This window comes from Pseudomonas sp. 05N432 (assembly GCF_056396945.1).
The window spans coordinates 116,743-131,887 of the sequence record NZ_JBFTMM010000015.1; the positions used below are offsets into that span (position 1 = coordinate 116,743).

General features: G+C 55.9%; 20 protein-coding genes. 10 read left to right on the top strand and 10 right to left on the bottom strand.

Features of this window, described 5'->3' with window-relative positions:
• Nucleotide 1 precedes the first annotated feature (1 nt).
• From gspH to gspM, 6 genes are read left to right on the top strand one after another with little or no spacing between them, the layout of a single operon-like run.
• Entirely contained in the window at nt 2-469 is a 468-nt protein-coding gene (gspH, locus tag AC1DHT_RS17730) for a type II secretion system minor pseudopilin GspH (RefSeq protein ID WP_427537778.1), read from the top strand.
• Nucleotides 462-854 carry a type II secretion system minor pseudopilin GspI gene (gene gspI / locus AC1DHT_RS17735; protein ID WP_427537781.1) on the top strand — a complete coding sequence of 131 codons (393 nt, stop codon included), beginning with the start codon at nt 462-464 and terminating at the stop codon, nt 852-854. The genes gspH and gspI overlap by 8 nt, the downstream gene beginning before the upstream one ends.
• Complete coding sequence (locus AC1DHT_RS17740) at nt 847-1,392, top strand: type II secretion system protein GspJ (protein ID WP_427537784.1); 546 nt, start codon at nt 847-849, stop codon at nt 1,390-1,392. The genes gspI and AC1DHT_RS17740 overlap by 8 nt, the downstream gene beginning before the upstream one ends.
• Nucleotides 1,389-2,252: a type II secretion system protein GspK gene (locus tag AC1DHT_RS17745; protein WP_427537787.1), complete on the top strand. Its 864-nt coding sequence runs from the start codon at nt 1,389-1,391 to the stop codon at nt 2,250-2,252. The genes AC1DHT_RS17740 and AC1DHT_RS17745 overlap by 4 nt, the downstream gene beginning before the upstream one ends.
• A complete protein-coding gene (gene gspL / locus AC1DHT_RS17750) occupies nt 2,249-3,346 on the top strand; it encodes a type II secretion system protein GspL (protein WP_427537790.1) in 1,098 nt (365 codons plus the stop codon). The genes AC1DHT_RS17745 and gspL overlap by 4 nt, the downstream gene beginning before the upstream one ends.
• Complete coding sequence (gspM, locus tag AC1DHT_RS17755; RefSeq protein ID WP_427537793.1) at nt 3,343-3,810, top strand: type II secretion system protein GspM; 468 nt, start codon at nt 3,343-3,345, stop codon at nt 3,808-3,810. Before gspL ends, gspM begins: the two co-directional genes overlap by 4 nt.
• 10 nt (nt 3,811-3,820) lie before the next feature.
• Here gspM and AC1DHT_RS17760 read toward each other — a convergent pair whose 3' ends face one another.
• Nucleotides 3,821-5,065, bottom strand: a complete 1,245-nt coding sequence (locus tag AC1DHT_RS17760) for an MFS transporter (protein WP_477761424.1) — start codon at nt 5,063-5,065, stop codon at nt 3,821-3,823.
• Between the two features lie 152 nt (nt 5,066-5,217).
• On the opposite strand from AC1DHT_RS17760, the gene AC1DHT_RS17765 reads away from it, so the two are divergent.
• Nucleotides 5,218-6,114, top strand: coding sequence for a LysR family transcriptional regulator (locus AC1DHT_RS17765; RefSeq protein WP_477761419.1), 897 nt, complete (start codon nt 5,218-5,220; stop codon nt 6,112-6,114).
• Nucleotides 6,115-6,392: 278 nt separating this feature from the next.
• Here AC1DHT_RS17765 and AC1DHT_RS17770 read toward each other — a convergent pair whose 3' ends face one another.
• Nucleotides 6,393-6,647, bottom strand: a complete 255-nt coding sequence (locus AC1DHT_RS17770; RefSeq protein ID WP_019691391.1) for a hypothetical protein — start codon at nt 6,645-6,647, stop codon at nt 6,393-6,395.
• Nucleotides 6,648-6,680: 33 nt separating this feature from the next.
• Nucleotides 6,681-7,064 carry a DUF6124 family protein gene (locus AC1DHT_RS17775; protein WP_427529319.1) on the bottom strand — a complete coding sequence of 128 codons (384 nt, stop codon included), beginning with the start codon at nt 7,062-7,064 and terminating at the stop codon, nt 6,681-6,683.
• A gap of 449 nt (nt 7,065-7,513) precedes the next feature.
• Here AC1DHT_RS17775 and AC1DHT_RS17780 point away from each other — a divergent pair, with 449 nt between their 5' ends.
• Complete coding sequence (locus tag AC1DHT_RS17780) at nt 7,514-8,110, top strand: helix-turn-helix transcriptional regulator (protein ID WP_427537799.1); 597 nt, start codon at nt 7,514-7,516, stop codon at nt 8,108-8,110.
• A complete protein-coding gene (locus AC1DHT_RS17785) occupies nt 8,103-8,981 on the top strand; it encodes a queuosine precursor transporter (protein ID WP_427537802.1) in 879 nt (292 codons plus the stop codon). The genes AC1DHT_RS17780 and AC1DHT_RS17785 overlap by 8 nt, the downstream gene beginning before the upstream one ends.
• A 47-nt stretch (nt 8,982-9,028) precedes the next feature.
• Here the strand turns inward: AC1DHT_RS17785 and queC are convergent, their stop codons facing one another.
• From queC to AC1DHT_RS17820, 7 genes are all read right to left on the bottom strand, one after another.
• The gene (queC, locus tag AC1DHT_RS17790; RefSeq protein ID WP_427537805.1) at nt 9,029-9,727 is read right to left on the bottom strand and encodes a 7-cyano-7-deazaguanine synthase QueC; all 699 of its coding nucleotides are present in this window, start codon (nt 9,725-9,727) and stop codon (nt 9,029-9,031) included.
• Nucleotides 9,728-9,828: 101 nt separating this feature from the next.
• Nucleotides 9,829-10,089, bottom strand: a complete 261-nt coding sequence (locus AC1DHT_RS17795; protein ID WP_427537808.1) for a bacteriocin immunity protein — start codon at nt 10,087-10,089, stop codon at nt 9,829-9,831.
• Nucleotides 10,086-11,423 (bottom strand): S-type pyocin domain-containing protein, encoded by a 1,338-nt coding sequence (locus AC1DHT_RS17800; RefSeq protein ID WP_427537811.1) that lies wholly within the window; start codon nt 11,421-11,423, stop codon nt 10,086-10,088. The genes AC1DHT_RS17795 and AC1DHT_RS17800 overlap by 4 nt, the downstream gene beginning before the upstream one ends.
• A 297-nt stretch (nt 11,424-11,720) precedes the next feature.
• Nucleotides 11,721-11,999: a DUF6953 family protein gene (locus AC1DHT_RS17805; RefSeq protein WP_427537814.1), complete on the bottom strand. Its 279-nt coding sequence runs from the start codon at nt 11,997-11,999 to the stop codon at nt 11,721-11,723.
• Nucleotides 12,000-12,027: 28 nt separating this feature from the next.
• Nucleotides 12,028-12,339 (bottom strand): (2Fe-2S) ferredoxin domain-containing protein, encoded by a 312-nt coding sequence (locus tag AC1DHT_RS17810; RefSeq protein WP_427537817.1) that lies wholly within the window; start codon nt 12,337-12,339, stop codon nt 12,028-12,030.
• A 19-nt stretch (nt 12,340-12,358) separates the two neighbouring features.
• A complete protein-coding gene (locus AC1DHT_RS17815; protein ID WP_427537820.1) occupies nt 12,359-13,255 on the bottom strand; it encodes a DMT family transporter in 897 nt (298 codons plus the stop codon).
• A complete protein-coding gene (locus tag AC1DHT_RS17820; RefSeq protein WP_427537823.1) occupies nt 13,255-14,025 on the bottom strand; it encodes an iron-containing redox enzyme family protein in 771 nt (256 codons plus the stop codon). Before AC1DHT_RS17820 ends, AC1DHT_RS17815 begins: the two co-directional genes overlap by 1 nt.
• Nucleotides 14,026-14,156: 131 nt before the next feature.
• Between AC1DHT_RS17820 and AC1DHT_RS17825 the strand changes: the two genes are divergently transcribed.
• Nucleotides 14,157-15,080, top strand: coding sequence for a LysR family transcriptional regulator (locus AC1DHT_RS17825; protein ID WP_427537826.1), 924 nt, complete (start codon nt 14,157-14,159; stop codon nt 15,078-15,080).
• Nucleotides 15,081-15,145 lie beyond the last annotated feature (65 nt).

Below are 15,145 nucleotides of genomic sequence, written 5' to 3' on the forward strand. Positions count from 1 at the left end.
GATGCGTCAGGCGTGCCGGGGTTTCACTCTATTGGAGTTGATGGTGGTCATGGTGTTGATCGGCGTGCTGTTGGGCATGGCGGGTCTGGCCATCGGCAATCACCCGGCGCGTCTGGCCCGGCAGGAGGCCAACGGTTTGATCCAGTTGTTGCAGACGCTGCGTGAGCAGGCGGTGCTTGAAGGACGTGAGTATGGCCTTCGGCTGGAGCCCGAGGGTTATCAGGTGCTGGGTCTCGATGGCCAGGACTGGCGCCCGGCAGGCCGCGCTTATAGTTTACCGGAAGGCTTGCAGCTGCGTCTGGAGCAATCTGGCCAAATGTCGACGCTGGCGGGGCGTCCCGGTCAACCGCACCTGGTGTTGCTCAGCAGTGATGAAAGCACTGCGTTCACCTTGCACCTGCAAGCCGGTCAGCAATCGTTGATCAGCCTCTCCAGTGATGGTTTGAACGAGGCGGCCCTTGATGAGTAAGAGAAAGCCCGCGCCGCCGCGCCAGGCACACCGTGGCTTTACCCTGTTGGAAATCATGATCGCGCTGGTTGTCTTTGCGACGTTGGCGGCGGCAGTGATGGCGGCCAGTCAATACGCCCTCAAGCAGAATGCTCGATTGGAGGAGCAGTTGTGTGGGACCTGGCTGGCTGACAATCACTTGAGCGAATTGCAACTGGGGCCCGCACCGGCTCAAGGGCACGAATACCTGAGCCGACACTTCGACCGACGCGACTGGAGCCTGAGCCAGACCGTCACCCCGGTGGCCGATTCGCGTTTGCTGAAGGTCGAACTCAGTGTCAGCCGTTCAGGCAGCGATCGGGTCGTACACCGAACGACGGGTTGGATTGGCGCCCGTGATGAATAAGCAGCATGGCTTCACCTTGCTCGAACTGGTGATCGCCATGGCGATATTCGCCTTGCTTGGCTTGGCCAGCTGGCGGCTGTTCGATGGCGTGGTCCGTGCTGAACGCAGCAGTTCATCCCATGAGCGCGACATGCGTGGGTTGCAACGCGCCATCGCCGTGATCGAACGTGATGCCTTGCAGGTAACGGCGCAGCCTGTGGTGCTGCAGCAAAACGTTTTGCAGTTGCAGCGCGGCAACTGGCGTAATCCGTTGGATGAGCCGCGTAGCGAGTTGCAGAACGTCACTTATCGTCTCGACAAGGGGACGTTGTGGCGTGAAAGCCAACCCCCTGATCAGCCGCTGGTGCAGCGGCAAAAACTCCTCACCGGGGTGCGCGAATTGCGTTGGCGGCTCTATGATCAGAGTGGTTGGCGCAGCGAGAGACCGCCCGGTGCCGGTAAGTCAGTTTCCGCGCCGAAGGCTTTGGAAATCACCTTTTCAACGGAGCGCTTCGAGTCGATTCGCCGGGTCTTGCTGTTGCCTGGGAGCGCGTCATGAGTCGGCAACGCGGCGTCGCGCTGCTCAGTGTGTTGCTGGTCATGAGCCTGGCGTTGCTGCTGACGGGCGGGATGCTGCGCAACCATCGGCTGGTGGTCAAAAGCACCGCGCAACAGCTTCATCACGTGCAACTGCGCCAACTGGGTTTTTCCGGTGAACGCTGGGCCTTGCAGCGGTTGCGCCACCCTGAGGTGCAAGCGTCCCGTAGCGTCAATCTGGCGCAAGCGTGGGCGCAGGCCACGCCGCCGTTCGAGGTCGAGGGCGGGACGCTGTACATCCAGGTCGAAGACCTGGCCGCGCGCTTCAACCTTTCTGCACTGCTGACCGGCGGGCAAATCGATCCGCTCACGCAACAGCGTTGGGTGCGTCTGCTGGCCCTGCTGCAGATCCGCAATCCAGACCTCGAAAGTCTCGCAACCTCGCACTTCGGCGCGCTGACAGACCTCAGTCAATTGCGCGTGTGGCCGGGCGTTGACGGCGGGGTGCTGCGGCGCTTGCAGCCAATGGTGGCCCTGCTGCCCGGGAACGCCAGCCTGAACATCAATACCGCGTCGGCGCAGCAACTGATGACACTCGACGGTGTGAGCGAAACGTTGGCCCGGGCGTTAGTGCAACAGCGTCCGGCCGAGGGCTATCGCTCGGTGCAGGCATTTGTCGAGGACCCTCTGCTCGCCGGGCTTGAGCTGGGCAGCCATGGCCTGGGGCTGGGCAGTCGCTGGTTTCGGATCACGGTAGACGTGGCCGTTGGGCAAAGCCGTCTGCAACTGGTCAGCGAAGTGGAACTCGACGCCAAAACCCGGCAGGTGAACGTCGTGCAACGACGGTTCCTGACCTCACTGACAAGCGAGTCCTCGTCATGAACACCTGGCTTTACCTCACCCCCGAAGGGGCGGTGCAACCTTGCGCGCAATGGCTCTGCTGCCTGGTCTCTGCCTCGAATGAGCGGTCGCTCCTTTCGCTTGCCGATGCGGCCAAACAGTTATCAGGGCAGGCTGTCCATCTGGTGTTGCCGATGGAGATGTGCGGCTGGCTACGTACCGAAAAATGGCCCTCGCGACGTCGCCCTGACGCTCAGGCCATTGCGTTCGCCATCGAAGATCAACTGAGCGAAGACCTTGAGACGCTGCACCTGAGCATCGGCCCGCGTGACTCGCAGGGGCGCTATCCGGTGCTGTTGCTCAACAAACAACGCTTTGCAGCGTTGCTGGCGCTGGTGGCTGAACTGGGAATTGCCGTCAGCACCGTACAGGTCGATGCCGACCGTTTACCCCATGATCAGGCCTATGGCGTGTGGTGGTTGGGGCGCTGGCTCCTTGGCGGCGCATTGGATGTTCGTCTGGCGGTGTCGGCGCACGGGCTGGCTGCGATCAGTCCACAGCTGCCTGAGCCCATCTGCTGGCTGGACGAGGGGTTTGCAGCGCTGCACAGCCAGACGGGGGCGGGGTCTGCGATCAACCTGCTGCACGGTGAGTTTCGTCGGGAGCGCCGGCGTTTTCCCTGGTCGACGGCACTGATCTCGGCAGCGTTGTTGTTCACTCTGGGGTGGGGAAACACACTCGCACGCAGCCACTTTTTCGAGGCTCAGGCCCAACGCTTGTCAGACCAGAGCGAACAACGTTTCAGGGCCTTGTATCCAGAGCAGACACGTATCGTTGATCTTTCGGCGCAACTCAAGGCGCTGCAAAAACAGACTCGTATCAGTGCACAGGACACGCAGATCGCCCGTTTGTTGAAGCTGACCGAGCAGGTGATCGGTGCAAGCAGTGTTGAAGTGCAACGCATCGAATACCGTGTCGGCGATGGTTGGAAACTGCAACTCACGGCAGGCAGTTTTGCCGAACTCGAACAACTGCGCGAGCGTGGCCAGCGCAGCGGATTGCCGATCAGTCTGGGCAGCGCAAGCAAGGTTCAGGACCGGGTCCAGGCACTGCTGACATTGGAGAATCGCTCATGAAGCTCAACACACCGAAGCTGCCGGTTAGTGTGGCTCAGACCTGGAATCGGCTGGCACCGCGCGACCGACAGGCGCTGAGTGTCCTGGCGGTAGCGCTCGTTGCCGTACTGGCGTTCGTCGGGTTGTGGCAGCCATCCCAGCAGCGGCTGGCAGTGGCCGAGCGTTTGTATCAGCAGCGGCTGGTTCAGGCCGGGGAAGTCGCTCGCGCTCAAGCCCCCAGTGCTCGGGCGGCTGGGGCTGCGCCCCTGTCCACGCAACTCAGTGAGCGCGCAATCGCCGACGGCCTCGACCTGCAACAGCTGGAGGTGCAAGGCGATCTTCTGCGCCTGACGCTGCGCGGTGATGCGCGGGCGTTATTGGCCTGGCTGCATCGAACCGAACTGGAGGGCGCGACCTTGCAATCACTGACACTGGACAAGCAAGGTCAAGCGCTGGAGGCGCAGGTGGTGGTGCAGGGTTCCTGACGTGCAGGCCTCACGCCGGTTGGTTGTTTGGCAGCAATGGCAAGCGGGCCAGTTTCAACGCCACCAGCAGCGCAATCACCAGCAACCCGCCGATGAACAGGCCGATGCCATTCCAGCCGCCCAGGTGCCAGAACACCCCGCCCGCCGTGCCGGCGATACTTGACCCGGCGTAGTAGCTGAACAGGTACAGCGACGAGGCCTGGCCCTTGGCTTTGGTCGCGCGACGACCGATCCAGCTGCTGGCCACCGAGTGCGCGGCGAAGAAGCCGAAGGTGAAGATCAACATGCCGATGATCACCAGCGGCAATGGCGTGAACAGGGTCAGCGCAAGGCCTGCGAGCATCAGCACGATGGTTGCCCACAAGACTTTGCGCCGGCCAAGCTTGTCGGCCAATGCGCCGATTTTCGCCGAGCTGTAGATGCCCGACAGGTAGACCACCGAGAGCAAGCCGACGAAAGCCTGATCCATGTGATACGGCTCGGCCAGCAGGCGATAGCCGATGTAGTTGAACAGTGTGACGAACGCGCCCATCAGCACGAACGCTTCGAGGAACAACCACGGCAGCCCGGCGTCGCGAAAGTGCATGGTGAAACCGTCGAGCAAGCTGCGCGGATGCATCGAGCGGGAGCGGAAGTTGCGCGACTCGGGGAGAATTTTCCAGAACACCGTCGCGGCAATCAGCGCCAGTCCACCGATGATCAACATCGCGGTGTGCCAGTTAACGAAGTCGATCAATGCGCCGACGATCAGCCGGCCGCACATCCCGCCAATCGCGTTGCCGCCGATGTACAACCCCATCGCCAGGCCGATGTGTTGTGGATGAATCTCTTCACTCAGGTAAGTCATGGCCACCGCCGCCAGCCCGCTGAGAGACAGCCCGACCAGTGCACGCATTACCAGCACGCCCTGCCAGCTCGGCATCATCGCACTGGCTATGGTGCACAACGCTGCCGCGAACAGCGCCGCAACCATCACCGGTTTCCGGCCGATGCGGTCGGAAACCGGGCCGGTGATCAGCAGGCCGATGGCGAGCATCCCGGTGGCCACCGACAGGATCAGGCTGCTCTGCGCCGCGTTGATCGAAAACTCACGGGAGAACAGCGGCATCATCGGCTGCACGCAATAGAGCAGGGCGAAGGTCGCAAAGCCGCCGGAGAACAGCGCCAGCACCGTGCGCATGAACATCGGCGTGCCTTTTTCGATGTACACGTCATTGCGTTGGGCGACCACATCGTCCAGCGCGGTAGGCGGCAATTCATGGGCGAGCGGGGCGACAGCAGTTTTCACGGAGGACCTCGGGAGGGCACGGCCAGGCAGGCAATGGAAAAATCATATAGCTGGCTAATGTTTCTATCCAATATATTGTTCGACCTGTTTGATAGGTTTAACGACCTAATGGAGTTTTCATGGAATTGCGCCATCTGCGCTACTTCATCGCCGTCGCCGAAGAACTGCACTTCGGCCGCGCCGCACAGGTGCTGGGTATCTCCCAACCGCCCTTGAGCCAGCAGATTCAGGTGCTGGAGCAGGAAGTCGGTGCACGTTTATTCGAGCGTACCAATCGTCGGGTCGAGCTCAGTGAAGCCGGTCGGCTGTTCCTCGAAGAGGCTCGGCTGGTGCTGGCCCAGGTCGACAAGGCTGCCGACGTCGCCCGTCGAGCCCAACTTGGCGAGTTGGGGGAACTGAAGATCGGCTTCACCTCGTCGGCACCGTTCAACTCGACGATCCCGCAGGCGATCTTCGCGTTTCGCCAGCGCTTCCCGGCCGTGCATTTGAACCTGCGGGAAATGAGCAGCACTCAGGTCGCCGAGGCGCTGGTGGATGAGTCGATTCAGGTCGGGATCATGCGGCCATTGCCGCTGCCGGATTCGCTGGAGGTGGTCGAGTTGACGCGTGAACCCTTGGTGGCCGTGCTCAGCTCCAAGGATCCGCTGGTGATCGGCAGCGAGGACGGGTTGTTTCTGTCGGCATTGGCCCACGAACCTTTCGTGTTCTTCCCACGCAGCTACGGCAGCGGTCTATACGCGCAACTGCTGAGCCTGGCACGCGACGCCGGGTTCAGCCCGCACTTCACCCAGGAAGCCGGCGAGGCCATGACCATCATCGGCCTGGTGGCAGCAGGGCTCGGGGTGTMGGTGTTGCCGGCGTCTTATCAGCGCATGCGCATCGACGGCGTGGTCTATCGGCCCTTGCTCGATCCGCTGGCGATGTCAGCCGTGTGGCTGGTGCAGCGCAAGGACCAGAAGTCGCCGATGGCCAAGGCGTTTGTCGAGTTGCTGACGCGTAAGGTTGAGGTGACGTAGCAGATACAGGGCGATGACAAGCTTAAGAGACTCCGGGGGTAACATATGACCTGTAGCAGCTGGCGAAGCCTGCGTTCGGCTGCGAAGCAGTCGTCAATCCTGCCTCCACGGTTAACCTGAAAAAACGTGACGTCTGATTTTACGACTGCTTCGCAGCCGAACGCAGGCTTCGCCAGCTGCTACGAATTGTGAACAGGCTTAACTGACTGGCATCCAGCCGAAAGGCGCCCTTTGTCGTATAAAAAACAGGCGATCCCACTGGGATCGCCTGTTTTTTTTTACGCCGAAATCTGCGCCTGTAATCGTCGCCCGACGACATCCAGCAAATCGCAGCCATCGCGCAATGACGTCACCAGCACCCGCGCCAGCTCACTATGAATGCCCTCGCTGAACGCGAAACACTCCAGCAGCTGGGTTGCGGTGCGGATGCGGTAGGCCGCAGTGTCGTGCAACACGTCCAGCGGTGCTTCGGTGTCGATCAGCAATGATGGGATGGTGCAGTCGATGCCGGTGATAGGCATATATCGATCCATGAAAACCTCCACTCGGTAAAAGAGCGCGACCACTCAGTGGGCGCTGTTGGACGGAACTTCAGGCAACTCCTCGGGCGGGTCCAGGTTATCCAGCGCCCGGTTTACCAATAACTCACCCAGCAAGGCCAACTGCTGAATCGCCAACGCCATATTACGGTGCGAGCCTTCAAGTTCGGCGGCGAAGTCGGTGGTCATGACGTTCAGCGAGGCCAGGGTTTCACAGGCGTGACAGAGCAGGGATTCGGTGTCGACATTCGGGATGATTGTGAACACGTGGCTGATGGGGTCGGGGCGGCCTGGATTGCGCAGGCGGGCGCTGACGGAGCGTTCGGCGACTTCGGTGAGTTTGGATAAATCGGCGGTGTCGTCGGGCGAACGGTCGGGCGATTGCGGGGAGTTGGCAGTGGTCTTTTTCATGACGGAGCTCCTTGCAAGGTTTAGGAAGGTGCCAGTCCCTTGGCAGCTTTACGTGAGTTGATGGGGCGGTCTATTTATTACCAGAAAATTCAATTTTATTAATCAAATAAATGAACATCTGTGTAATTAAATGATTCATGCGTGACCGGTTATGGGTGGTGTTCAAATAGCGCCCTTTCTAGCTATCTAGGTTTTGCCGATATTAAGCTAGTCAGTCACTTCTTAATTGATGTAAGAGAATTCACTAATTTGAGTGGGCGACATCCGTAGGACTTTGCGTCACAAGTAATGGCGTGAAACATTGTTTGACGGCTGTTCTGTATGCTTGCACTATTATTTTTGTGTGGGCGGCAAATATGTAGGGCGCTGGTCTCGCAAAGATTCACCTCCGTAGTCATTCAGCTAGGGTGTGTGGTTTGTTGCAATTATAAGCAAGTGGTAGATATTTAATGTACAGGAAAGACAAGGCAGAAAAACTGAAAAATAACATTAAGTACCTCATGAAGAGTCGCGGAGAAACGCGGCTGTCTTTGTGCAATTCCAGTGGTTTGACCAGAACGACGATCTATAACATTCTGGAAGGGAGGGTAGTCAATGTACAGCAGTCTACTGTTCGCAAAATATCTGATTTTTTTGGCGTGTCTTATAAGGAAATAGAGACTGTTGATTTTGAAGAGAAAGAAATAATAGAGAGTAGTGTTTCTCTGCAAGGGAATATGAACCCTGCAGCGGTCCCGGTGATTAGAGAGAGTCTACTGATTCAGAGTCTGGACAAAAGAATTGGTGAGTTGGCCACGACGCATCCTCTAACCTATTATTTTGGTACGGCCTGCAATTTAATAGGTGTGCTTCTGGAGAACGAAATTAGTGGGGTAAATGAGGCAGGTGATCTCTTGATAGTGAAAAAGGGGCTGTCGAGTAGCAATAAAGAAAAGCTGGTGTACGACAAAGCAACGGGAAGGTTATCTATAGGCAGTGGGTTGTGTTTTGATTCTGATAGCGTTTGTGTTGTTGGGGATATCATGGAGGAGAGGTTTAATGGTTAGTGATACTGAAATCGAAAACAGTAAGTACAAGCTGTTAGGGTTCGAAAATAGCAAAAGCCTTGCTGTCATTATGGTGATCTCTACTGGTAAGGTTATTAAGGTAAAGTTAAGTGAATTGTTGAAAAGTGAAATAGTGGATAATTTGAATAGGATGGAAGTAAAAAATATATGCAAGAAGTTTTATTCCGGTGGGGCTGCGTTAACTGCATATGAAATAAAAGATCGTCATGAAAGGTCGTGGATGACTTATGTTGTTCTCAATCTGCTACTGTTTGTGCTTTATATTTTTACGAATGTTGCTGCAACCAAGCTTGTTTATTTGGAGCGATTTGATGTTGTTGTCACTCCAGGTGTTTTTCTATATCCACTGACATTTTTAATAGTCGATCTGTTAAACGAGTCTTATGGGCTTAAGCTCGCAAGGAAGGCCATATTATTTGCCTTTGCAAGTAATGCTCTGATAATTATATTATTGAGTGCTACTAGCTATTTCCCCGGCTTGCCAGGCTGGAAGCTTGATGAGTCCTATAGCTTAGTCATTACTCATGTGTCGTCTGTATTGCTAGCGTCTTCTGTTTCTTTTCTTTTTTCTGAATACGTGAATTCGTACTTGTTATGTAGAATTAAAGAGCTTACAAATTCCAGATTTTTATTTTTACGTGTGTTTTTTAGTACTTTTTTTGCGGTGATAATAGACAGCTTTCTTTTTTGCTTTATCGCGTTTTATGGTGCTATGGAAAACAGAGATATACTCAATATAGTTTACGTGCAGATAGTTATAAAGATGTGCTTCGCGGTTTTTAACGTTTTGCCAGCCTACGGCGCCAGGTCATTATTTAAAAGGTACATAGCTGGAGCCCAAGCTGCATAAGGATAGGGGGATGGTTGTTAGTAATACATCCCCCTGCTCAAGGGTAGCTATTTCAATTCTAGCTTGTTTTTTAGATTGTTCATGATTTCTGCTCTGTTTTCCAGATACTCATTCAATCCTTTTGCACGAAGATTACAAGCATCGCAGTCGGCGCAGCCACTTCCTTGTATTCCGTTATAGCAAGACAGTGTGTGGTAACGAATCAAGTCCAGTTGGTTGTGGTAGTCGGCAAGGGCCCAGGTTTCCGCCTTGTTTAACCACATAAGCGGCGTTTCAATGCGCAACTTATAGTCCATGCCCAATTCTATGGCGTTATTTAAAGCCTTTACAAATGCATCCCGGCAATCCGGGTAGCCAGAAAAATCAGTTTCACAAACACCTGTAATTACAGTTTGAGCGCCCACTTGATAGGCATAAATAGACGCCAAGGTTAAAAACAGAATATTCCTGCCGGGTACGAACGTGCTTGGCAGACCGTCCCCGGAACTGTCTGTGGTTGGGACTGGAATGTTGTCCCGGGTCAAGCTGCTGATGGCCAGTTCATTCAGCAATGAAACGTCCAGTACTTTATGCACCGTCACGCCAAGCTTTTTCGAAAGCTGTTGCGCCACTTCAATTTCCGCGCGATGGCGCTGGCCATAATCAAACGTAATGCAGTGTATTTCATCGTAGTGTGGCAATGCATGGATCAAGCAGGTTGTTGAATCTTGCCCGCCACTAAAAACGATGACTGCTTTGTTGGTCATATTTTCGTTCCTTGATTAATATAGTAAGCGCGATGTTCGAAACAAAAGGTCGAGGTCCAGCCATCACCTTCACCTCATTCCCGCCCTATTGTCCTTTTGGATCACTCGCCTTTGAATCCCGGCAAGCCCTGAGCTGCACGCCATTCCTTTACCGCTTTCAATACCCCTCTCGGCGAATCATCCTCGCCGTTCTCTGGGTAATAGATCCAGTCAGATGCAGCAGCGTAACCCGTCGCCTCGATGAAGCGTTCTAAAAGCTCGTCCTGGTATGCCTCTGTACCGACTGCGCTGCAAATCTCTTTGATCAGTTCGAGAAATTCGCCCTCTGTGTATTCTGAAAGACTACTTTTAGGTCTGATCATTTCGGGCTCCTGTGTGTGTCAATGTGGTGTTTCGGGGTCATGGCGCTGAGATTATCGATATCGTAAACCTCTCCACCTTCTGAAACGGGTATTGCGTGGTGTAGTTCGAAGGATCGTCGTTGACCTACGGTATCGACGGCTTTTGCGCGTGGCGCCATACCTTCGAGCATTCGGGCTTTGTTGCTTTCATTGAATTGGCTAGCCAGTTCGGTGTCACCTCCGACTGCCGTCCAAAATGACTTCCTAAAAGCATCAAAGTCCCTAAACGTTTGTCCCCTTAACTGATCAGCAATCCGCGTTGGAATAGGTGCACCTGATCCAGTACCCGCCCCAGCAAGCCAAACCCCCGACACATCCTCACCCACTCCCGTAACGCCACCAGGCTCATACCGGGCGTTGAGCACGATGTAGATCGGCGCAAGCCCCGCATCCGCAGGAAACCAGATAATCGCATCCTGGTACTCAGGCGGATGCTCCGGGTTCACCAATACTTTGTTGGCTTGCTCAGTGGGCGGATACACCCACACCGTCGGCAATTGCGGGGCGCCTTCCAGCGCGGGAATGCCGGGTACATCGTCAGGATTCGCTGCTGGGGTCCAGGTCAGGCCGATCCCGTTGCCGATGTCGGCAACAAACTTTTCGCCGTCCTGAATGGCTTTGATGACCGGGACAAACTCCCAGTCTTTCTTCCCGCCCGTGTAGAAGCCGTAAGCGCTGACGGATCCGTCCGGCAATGTCTTCACGTTGACGCGGACACGGGTTCGCCCGGTATCCAGCGTTGCGTACTGTTCGTTTTTGTAGAAGGCGCTGTCGGGAGAAAGGCTGGTGTTCGGCATCAGTAGCGCAACGGTGCCAACCGCTGTGCCTGCTGCAACAACTGCAGATTCTGTCAGCAGGGTGAGTGCGAGCGAGCCGCCGAGACGTTGGGCAATGGCGCCACCGGTTGCCGAACCACCGACCAGTTTCAGGGGCATCCCTTCGGCGGTGATCGCTGCGCCGGTGCCAAGCACCGCCCACACGCCGTAGTTAGCCAGTTTCTCGAGGGGGACAAACCCTGACGGGTTGTTGTGATTGATGACGCCGTCGGGGAGGTTGCAGCTTTTGGCGAATACACAACCTTTGGTATTGGGTCGTTTCTGCTTTTCGAATAGTCTGGCGAGACTGTTTTCAGAGGCCTGTTGCCTGGCAAGCATGTCGTCGTAAGACCTTTGTCTAGCGTCACGCTCAGTGATCTCGGCCGGGGTCATGTCTCGCAGGTAGCGGACTCCGTTTCCACTACCGCCACCACCAGTGCCATGTTTCCAGACTTGGGGTATGTCCTTGTTGCGAGCCATGGGTGTCCTTGTTCGTCCTTGGAGGAGTCCCGGCATTTAGCTGCGGGACATTGACCCTACCGGGACGCTCAAGCTGTGGCTGTGGGACGATTCCGAAATGCGGTGCTCCGTTTTCCGTTTGTGTCATTTCTTTGCTGGGGGAAATGAAAAGATCGCAGCCTGCGGCAGCTCCTACGCCGATTTTTGTAGGAGCTGTCGCAGACTGCGATCTTTTGATCTTGATGTGGCGCTTACGACCAACGCCGAAAGATCAGCGACGTATTAACCCCGCCGCATGGTATCCGTCGGGATAGCTTTTCAGCGGCTCACGCGTATGTCTGCCGGATCTTGTGCGGTTCTTGGCCTCCATAGTTGAAAGCTTCGGCTCCATACCACGTACTCGGCAGTCAGTGCTTTAAAGGCTTCGAGAATCGGCTTGTTCACGGCCCAATTGCCGTGGCGATTTTGGTACACATGAGCTTCGCCGAACATCAGGCGGATCTCCCGCACGGCGACAGCTTGCGGCAGACAGTCTTGTTTACGGTACTCGGCCATCATCCATTGGGCGATGCGCATGTCATTATCTGTCCAAGTCATGACGCGGATTCCTGCTGAGGTCCCTGAGTCACAATTGCTGATCAGGACGGAAGAGGTGTTGATCGAGAATGCGTTCAACCTGTTGTGGCGTCTTGCACGAGAACCACAGGTTAGCTGGGTAAATCACCATGACCGGGCCTTGGTCGCAGCGGCCCAGGCAGCCCGATGCGTTGGCGCGCGATGTTCCTGGCTCACCCATTTTGGCGAGCTTGCATTTTGCTGCGCTGAGCAGTTCATGAGCGCCTGAGCCCGAGCAACTACGGCGGCCATCGGGGCGCAAGTTGGTGCAAATCAGCACATGGTGCTCGTAGGCCAACGTCGGATTTTCTGCGTCATTCATAGGTGGTCACGACCTCTGTTCAAACTTCGTCGGCAGGAACCGCGACTTTCGATGGTTCCAGATTGAGGGCGAGTACGCTCATCAGCACAATGACCGTTCCGACGATCACCATGGCCGAAGGGCGTTCGCTCAGAAGCAGTGAGGCCATCAACATGGCTGTGGGCGGTATCAGGTAAAGCGAAATGGAAGCGCGGCTCACATTGCTGTGCGCCAGTACGTATGCCCAGGCGAGGTACGCAAGGGCGCTGGGGAAGATGCCCAGAATGAGTACCGCCAGGTTGACCGAGGTTGAGGCATTTTGCGCTGCGCTCCACAGCCCCGGGACATATACAAGCAGCAGTACCGTGCCCGACCAGATGGTGTAACACACCATCGTCAGCCCGTCGTAACGATGGGTATGGTGTTTTTGCAAGGCGAAATACAGACTCCATGAAAACGCCGCCAGCAGGATCAGCAGCCCGTGTGCGTCCAGTTCACCAAAACCACGGTCTCCGGTGACTACCACAGCGGCGCCGAGCAGGCCGCACAGCACACAGATCCATTGCCAGCCGTTGACCCGATCCTTGAACGCGGAATGCGCCAATAACGTGCTGAACAGCGGCGTGGATTGTGCCAGTACGCTGGCGGCCCCAGCGCTAACACCTCGTTGGCCGTAGTTGAGGGCTATGTGATGCAGGCTGACAGCAAAAAAGCCCAGCACCGCCAGCAGCGGCAGGTCTTTCAGGCGTGGCAGGGAAATACGCATCACTGATGCGACTCCGGCCATGAACGTTGAGGCGATGAGAAATCGCATCAGTGCGAGATGACCCGGCTCGTAAGCCTTTAGTCCGATGTGGATTCCAATGGGGGAATAGGCCCAGCAAAGAATGACAAAGATCGCCGCCAACGTGATTTTTAAGCTGGGCGTTGTATTCATCAAATCGTCATCTTGGAAGCAACACGACTTTGCACGCTGGGCATGGCGTGAGCTATTGCGTTCCAGTATTGCTCAGTGATGTCCAGGAAGCGGTTGAATGAAGCGCGGACTTCCTCTATGTGCTGGTCGGTGGTGCATTCCTGGGTGGCGGCTTTCACGGCCTGGATTTTGTGTTCTTTTTCCGCATCCCCGATGTGGATGTAGAAATACTCGCAGTGTTCATGAAAGTCGTCGTTATTGGCATACAGGTGCTTATAGTTGCGCGCTCCTTCGTACAAACGAGTGAGCATCGAATAGGCCAACCACTCCTGAGCCAACAATGTGCCGAGCACATGGCGCGGATTACTGTTGTGGCCACCGTCGGTGTAAAGACTCAATTGTTCGCGACTAAACGTGTGGGTACTTTCCAGCACAGGCAAGGCCATGAGTTCGTCCATGCTGTATGGCCGATCTGCAAGACGGCTGAGAAGGTCGATCAGATAACTTTCCAGCAGGGCGAGGTGGGCCTTTTCCGGGTTACCGTAGCCCATTTCGGAGTACAGGTTTTTGACGATTTCGACCTGAGCGTACAAGTCGTCCGTGCCCACAAATGACAGGGCAACCATACGAGAAGTCTGCGTCGTACGGGCCAGGTAGTTTCGGGCGAACACCTCAACGTCGCCGAGGGAGAGTGTGCCTCCCATCCATCGTTGGTAGAACGTGTTATTCAAGGCGTTATGGGTGAACACGCTTTCGGCGAGGCACTGGATTTTGCGCTGAGATAACTCCATGAGAACTCCTGTTCATCGGGGAAATGAAGGCGCGATAGCATCCGTGCAACGTGCGCCGATTGAAGTATCAAAAACACGCAGCCTCACTACAAGTGACTTAAACTGACCCATGCATTCACTTTGGGTGAGCTATGGAATTGTCCCAACTGCGCATGTTTAAGACGGTTCACGACGTCGGCAGCATCGCGCGCGCCGCCGAGTTGCTGCACTGCGTGCCGTCCAATATCACTGCACGCCTCAAGTCCCTGGAGCGTGAGCTCGGCACACCGCTGTTTTTCCGCGATGGTCGAGGGTTGCGGATCACTCCTGCCGGGGAGGTATTTCTTGAGTACGCGACGAAAATCCTGTGTTTGGCTGATGAAGCCCGGCGCGCGGTAGCGCCCACCAATACGCCTGGCGGTCCCCTGCGCATTGGCGCCATTGAGTCTAGTGCTACGGGACGGTTACCCCGATTATTGGCCAAGTACCATGCGCTGTACCCGCAGGTGTCGCTGGAGTTGAGCACCGGCACCTGGGCTCAACTGCTGGACGATATTCAGCATCACCGGCTTGATGGGGTGATCGTGGCGGTGAACATTGAACGCCCCGGTCTCAAGCGTGCAGTGATCTACCGTGAAGATTTAATTCTCATCGCGTCCGCGTCCCATGGGCCTTTACGCAAGGCGGCGGATTTGCAAGGGAAGGAAATTTTCATGTGGCCCCCCGGCTGTCCGTACCGGTTGGCACTGGAGCAGTGGCTGTTGCGCCATGATCAGGTGTTGCCGATCGTCAGCATTGCAAGCTATGGCACCATAGTGGGCTGTGTCAGTGCTGGTGCAGGGGTTTCGCTGGTTCCTCGCGGGATCTATGAGCAATACCGTCACAGTGCGGGTTGGCAAGGATATGAATTCCCGGATCTGACGAGTATCGACAACCTGTTTTACTGGCATGAAAACGCAGGTCGACACCCAGCTCGGGAAGCGTTTTTGGCACTACTGCAGACAGAGTTCGAGGGCCCAACGGCGTTGGAGGGGGACATCGATACGACGCAGCCTCCTGCAAAACCCGCGTCTTGAATGACTGAGCCTTCGCCAAATCCCCCTCAACGCAATCCCGCCCATGTTCGCCTCGGCGTGACATT

Coding starts and splice junctions, on each gene's coding strand:
- gspH (WP_427537778.1), top strand. CDS start 2: ATGCGTCAGGCGTGCCGGGGTTTCACTCTATTGGAGTTGATGGTGGTC.
- gspI (WP_427537781.1), top strand. CDS start 462: ATGAGTAAGAGAAAGCCCGCGCCGCCGCGCCAGGCACACCGTGGCTTT.
- AC1DHT_RS17740 (WP_427537784.1), top strand. CDS start 847: ATGAATAAGCAGCATGGCTTCACCTTGCTCGAACTGGTGATCGCCATG.
- AC1DHT_RS17745 (WP_427537787.1), top strand. CDS start 1,389: ATGAGTCGGCAACGCGGCGTCGCGCTGCTCAGTGTGTTGCTGGTCATG.
- gspL (WP_427537790.1), top strand. CDS start 2,249: ATGAACACCTGGCTTTACCTCACCCCCGAAGGGGCGGTGCAACCTTGC.
- gspM (WP_427537793.1), top strand. CDS start 3,343: ATGAAGCTCAACACACCGAAGCTGCCGGTTAGTGTGGCTCAGACCTGG.
- AC1DHT_RS17770 (WP_019691391.1), bottom strand. CDS start 6,647: ATGGATCGATATATGCCTATCACCGGCATCGACTGCACCATCCCATCA.
- AC1DHT_RS17775 (WP_427529319.1), bottom strand. CDS start 7,064: ATGAAAAAGACCACTGCCAACTCCCCGCAATCGCCCGACCGTTCGCCC.
- AC1DHT_RS17780 (WP_427537799.1), top strand. CDS start 7,514: ATGTACAGGAAAGACAAGGCAGAAAAACTGAAAAATAACATTAAGTAC.
- AC1DHT_RS17785 (WP_427537802.1), top strand. CDS start 8,103: ATGGTTAGTGATACTGAAATCGAAAACAGTAAGTACAAGCTGTTAGGG.
- queC (WP_427537805.1), bottom strand. CDS start 9,727: ATGACCAACAAAGCAGTCATCGTTTTTAGTGGCGGGCAAGATTCAACA.
- AC1DHT_RS17795 (WP_427537808.1), bottom strand. CDS start 10,089: ATGATCAGACCTAAAAGTAGTCTTTCAGAATACACAGAGGGCGAATTT.
- AC1DHT_RS17800 (WP_427537811.1), bottom strand. CDS start 11,423: ATGGCTCGCAACAAGGACATACCCCAAGTCTGGAAACATGGCACTGGT.
- AC1DHT_RS17805 (WP_427537814.1), bottom strand. CDS start 11,999: ATGACTTGGACAGATAATGACATGCGCATCGCCCAATGGATGATGGCC.
- AC1DHT_RS17810 (WP_427537817.1), bottom strand. CDS start 12,339: ATGAATGACGCAGAAAATCCGACGTTGGCCTACGAGCACCATGTGCTG.
- AC1DHT_RS17815 (WP_427537820.1), bottom strand. CDS start 13,255: ATGAATACAACGCCCAGCTTAAAAATCACGTTGGCGGCGATCTTTGTC.
- AC1DHT_RS17820 (WP_427537823.1), bottom strand. CDS start 14,025: ATGGAGTTATCTCAGCGCAAAATCCAGTGCCTCGCCGAAAGCGTGTTC.
- AC1DHT_RS17825 (WP_427537826.1), top strand. CDS start 14,157: ATGGAATTGTCCCAACTGCGCATGTTTAAGACGGTTCACGACGTCGGC.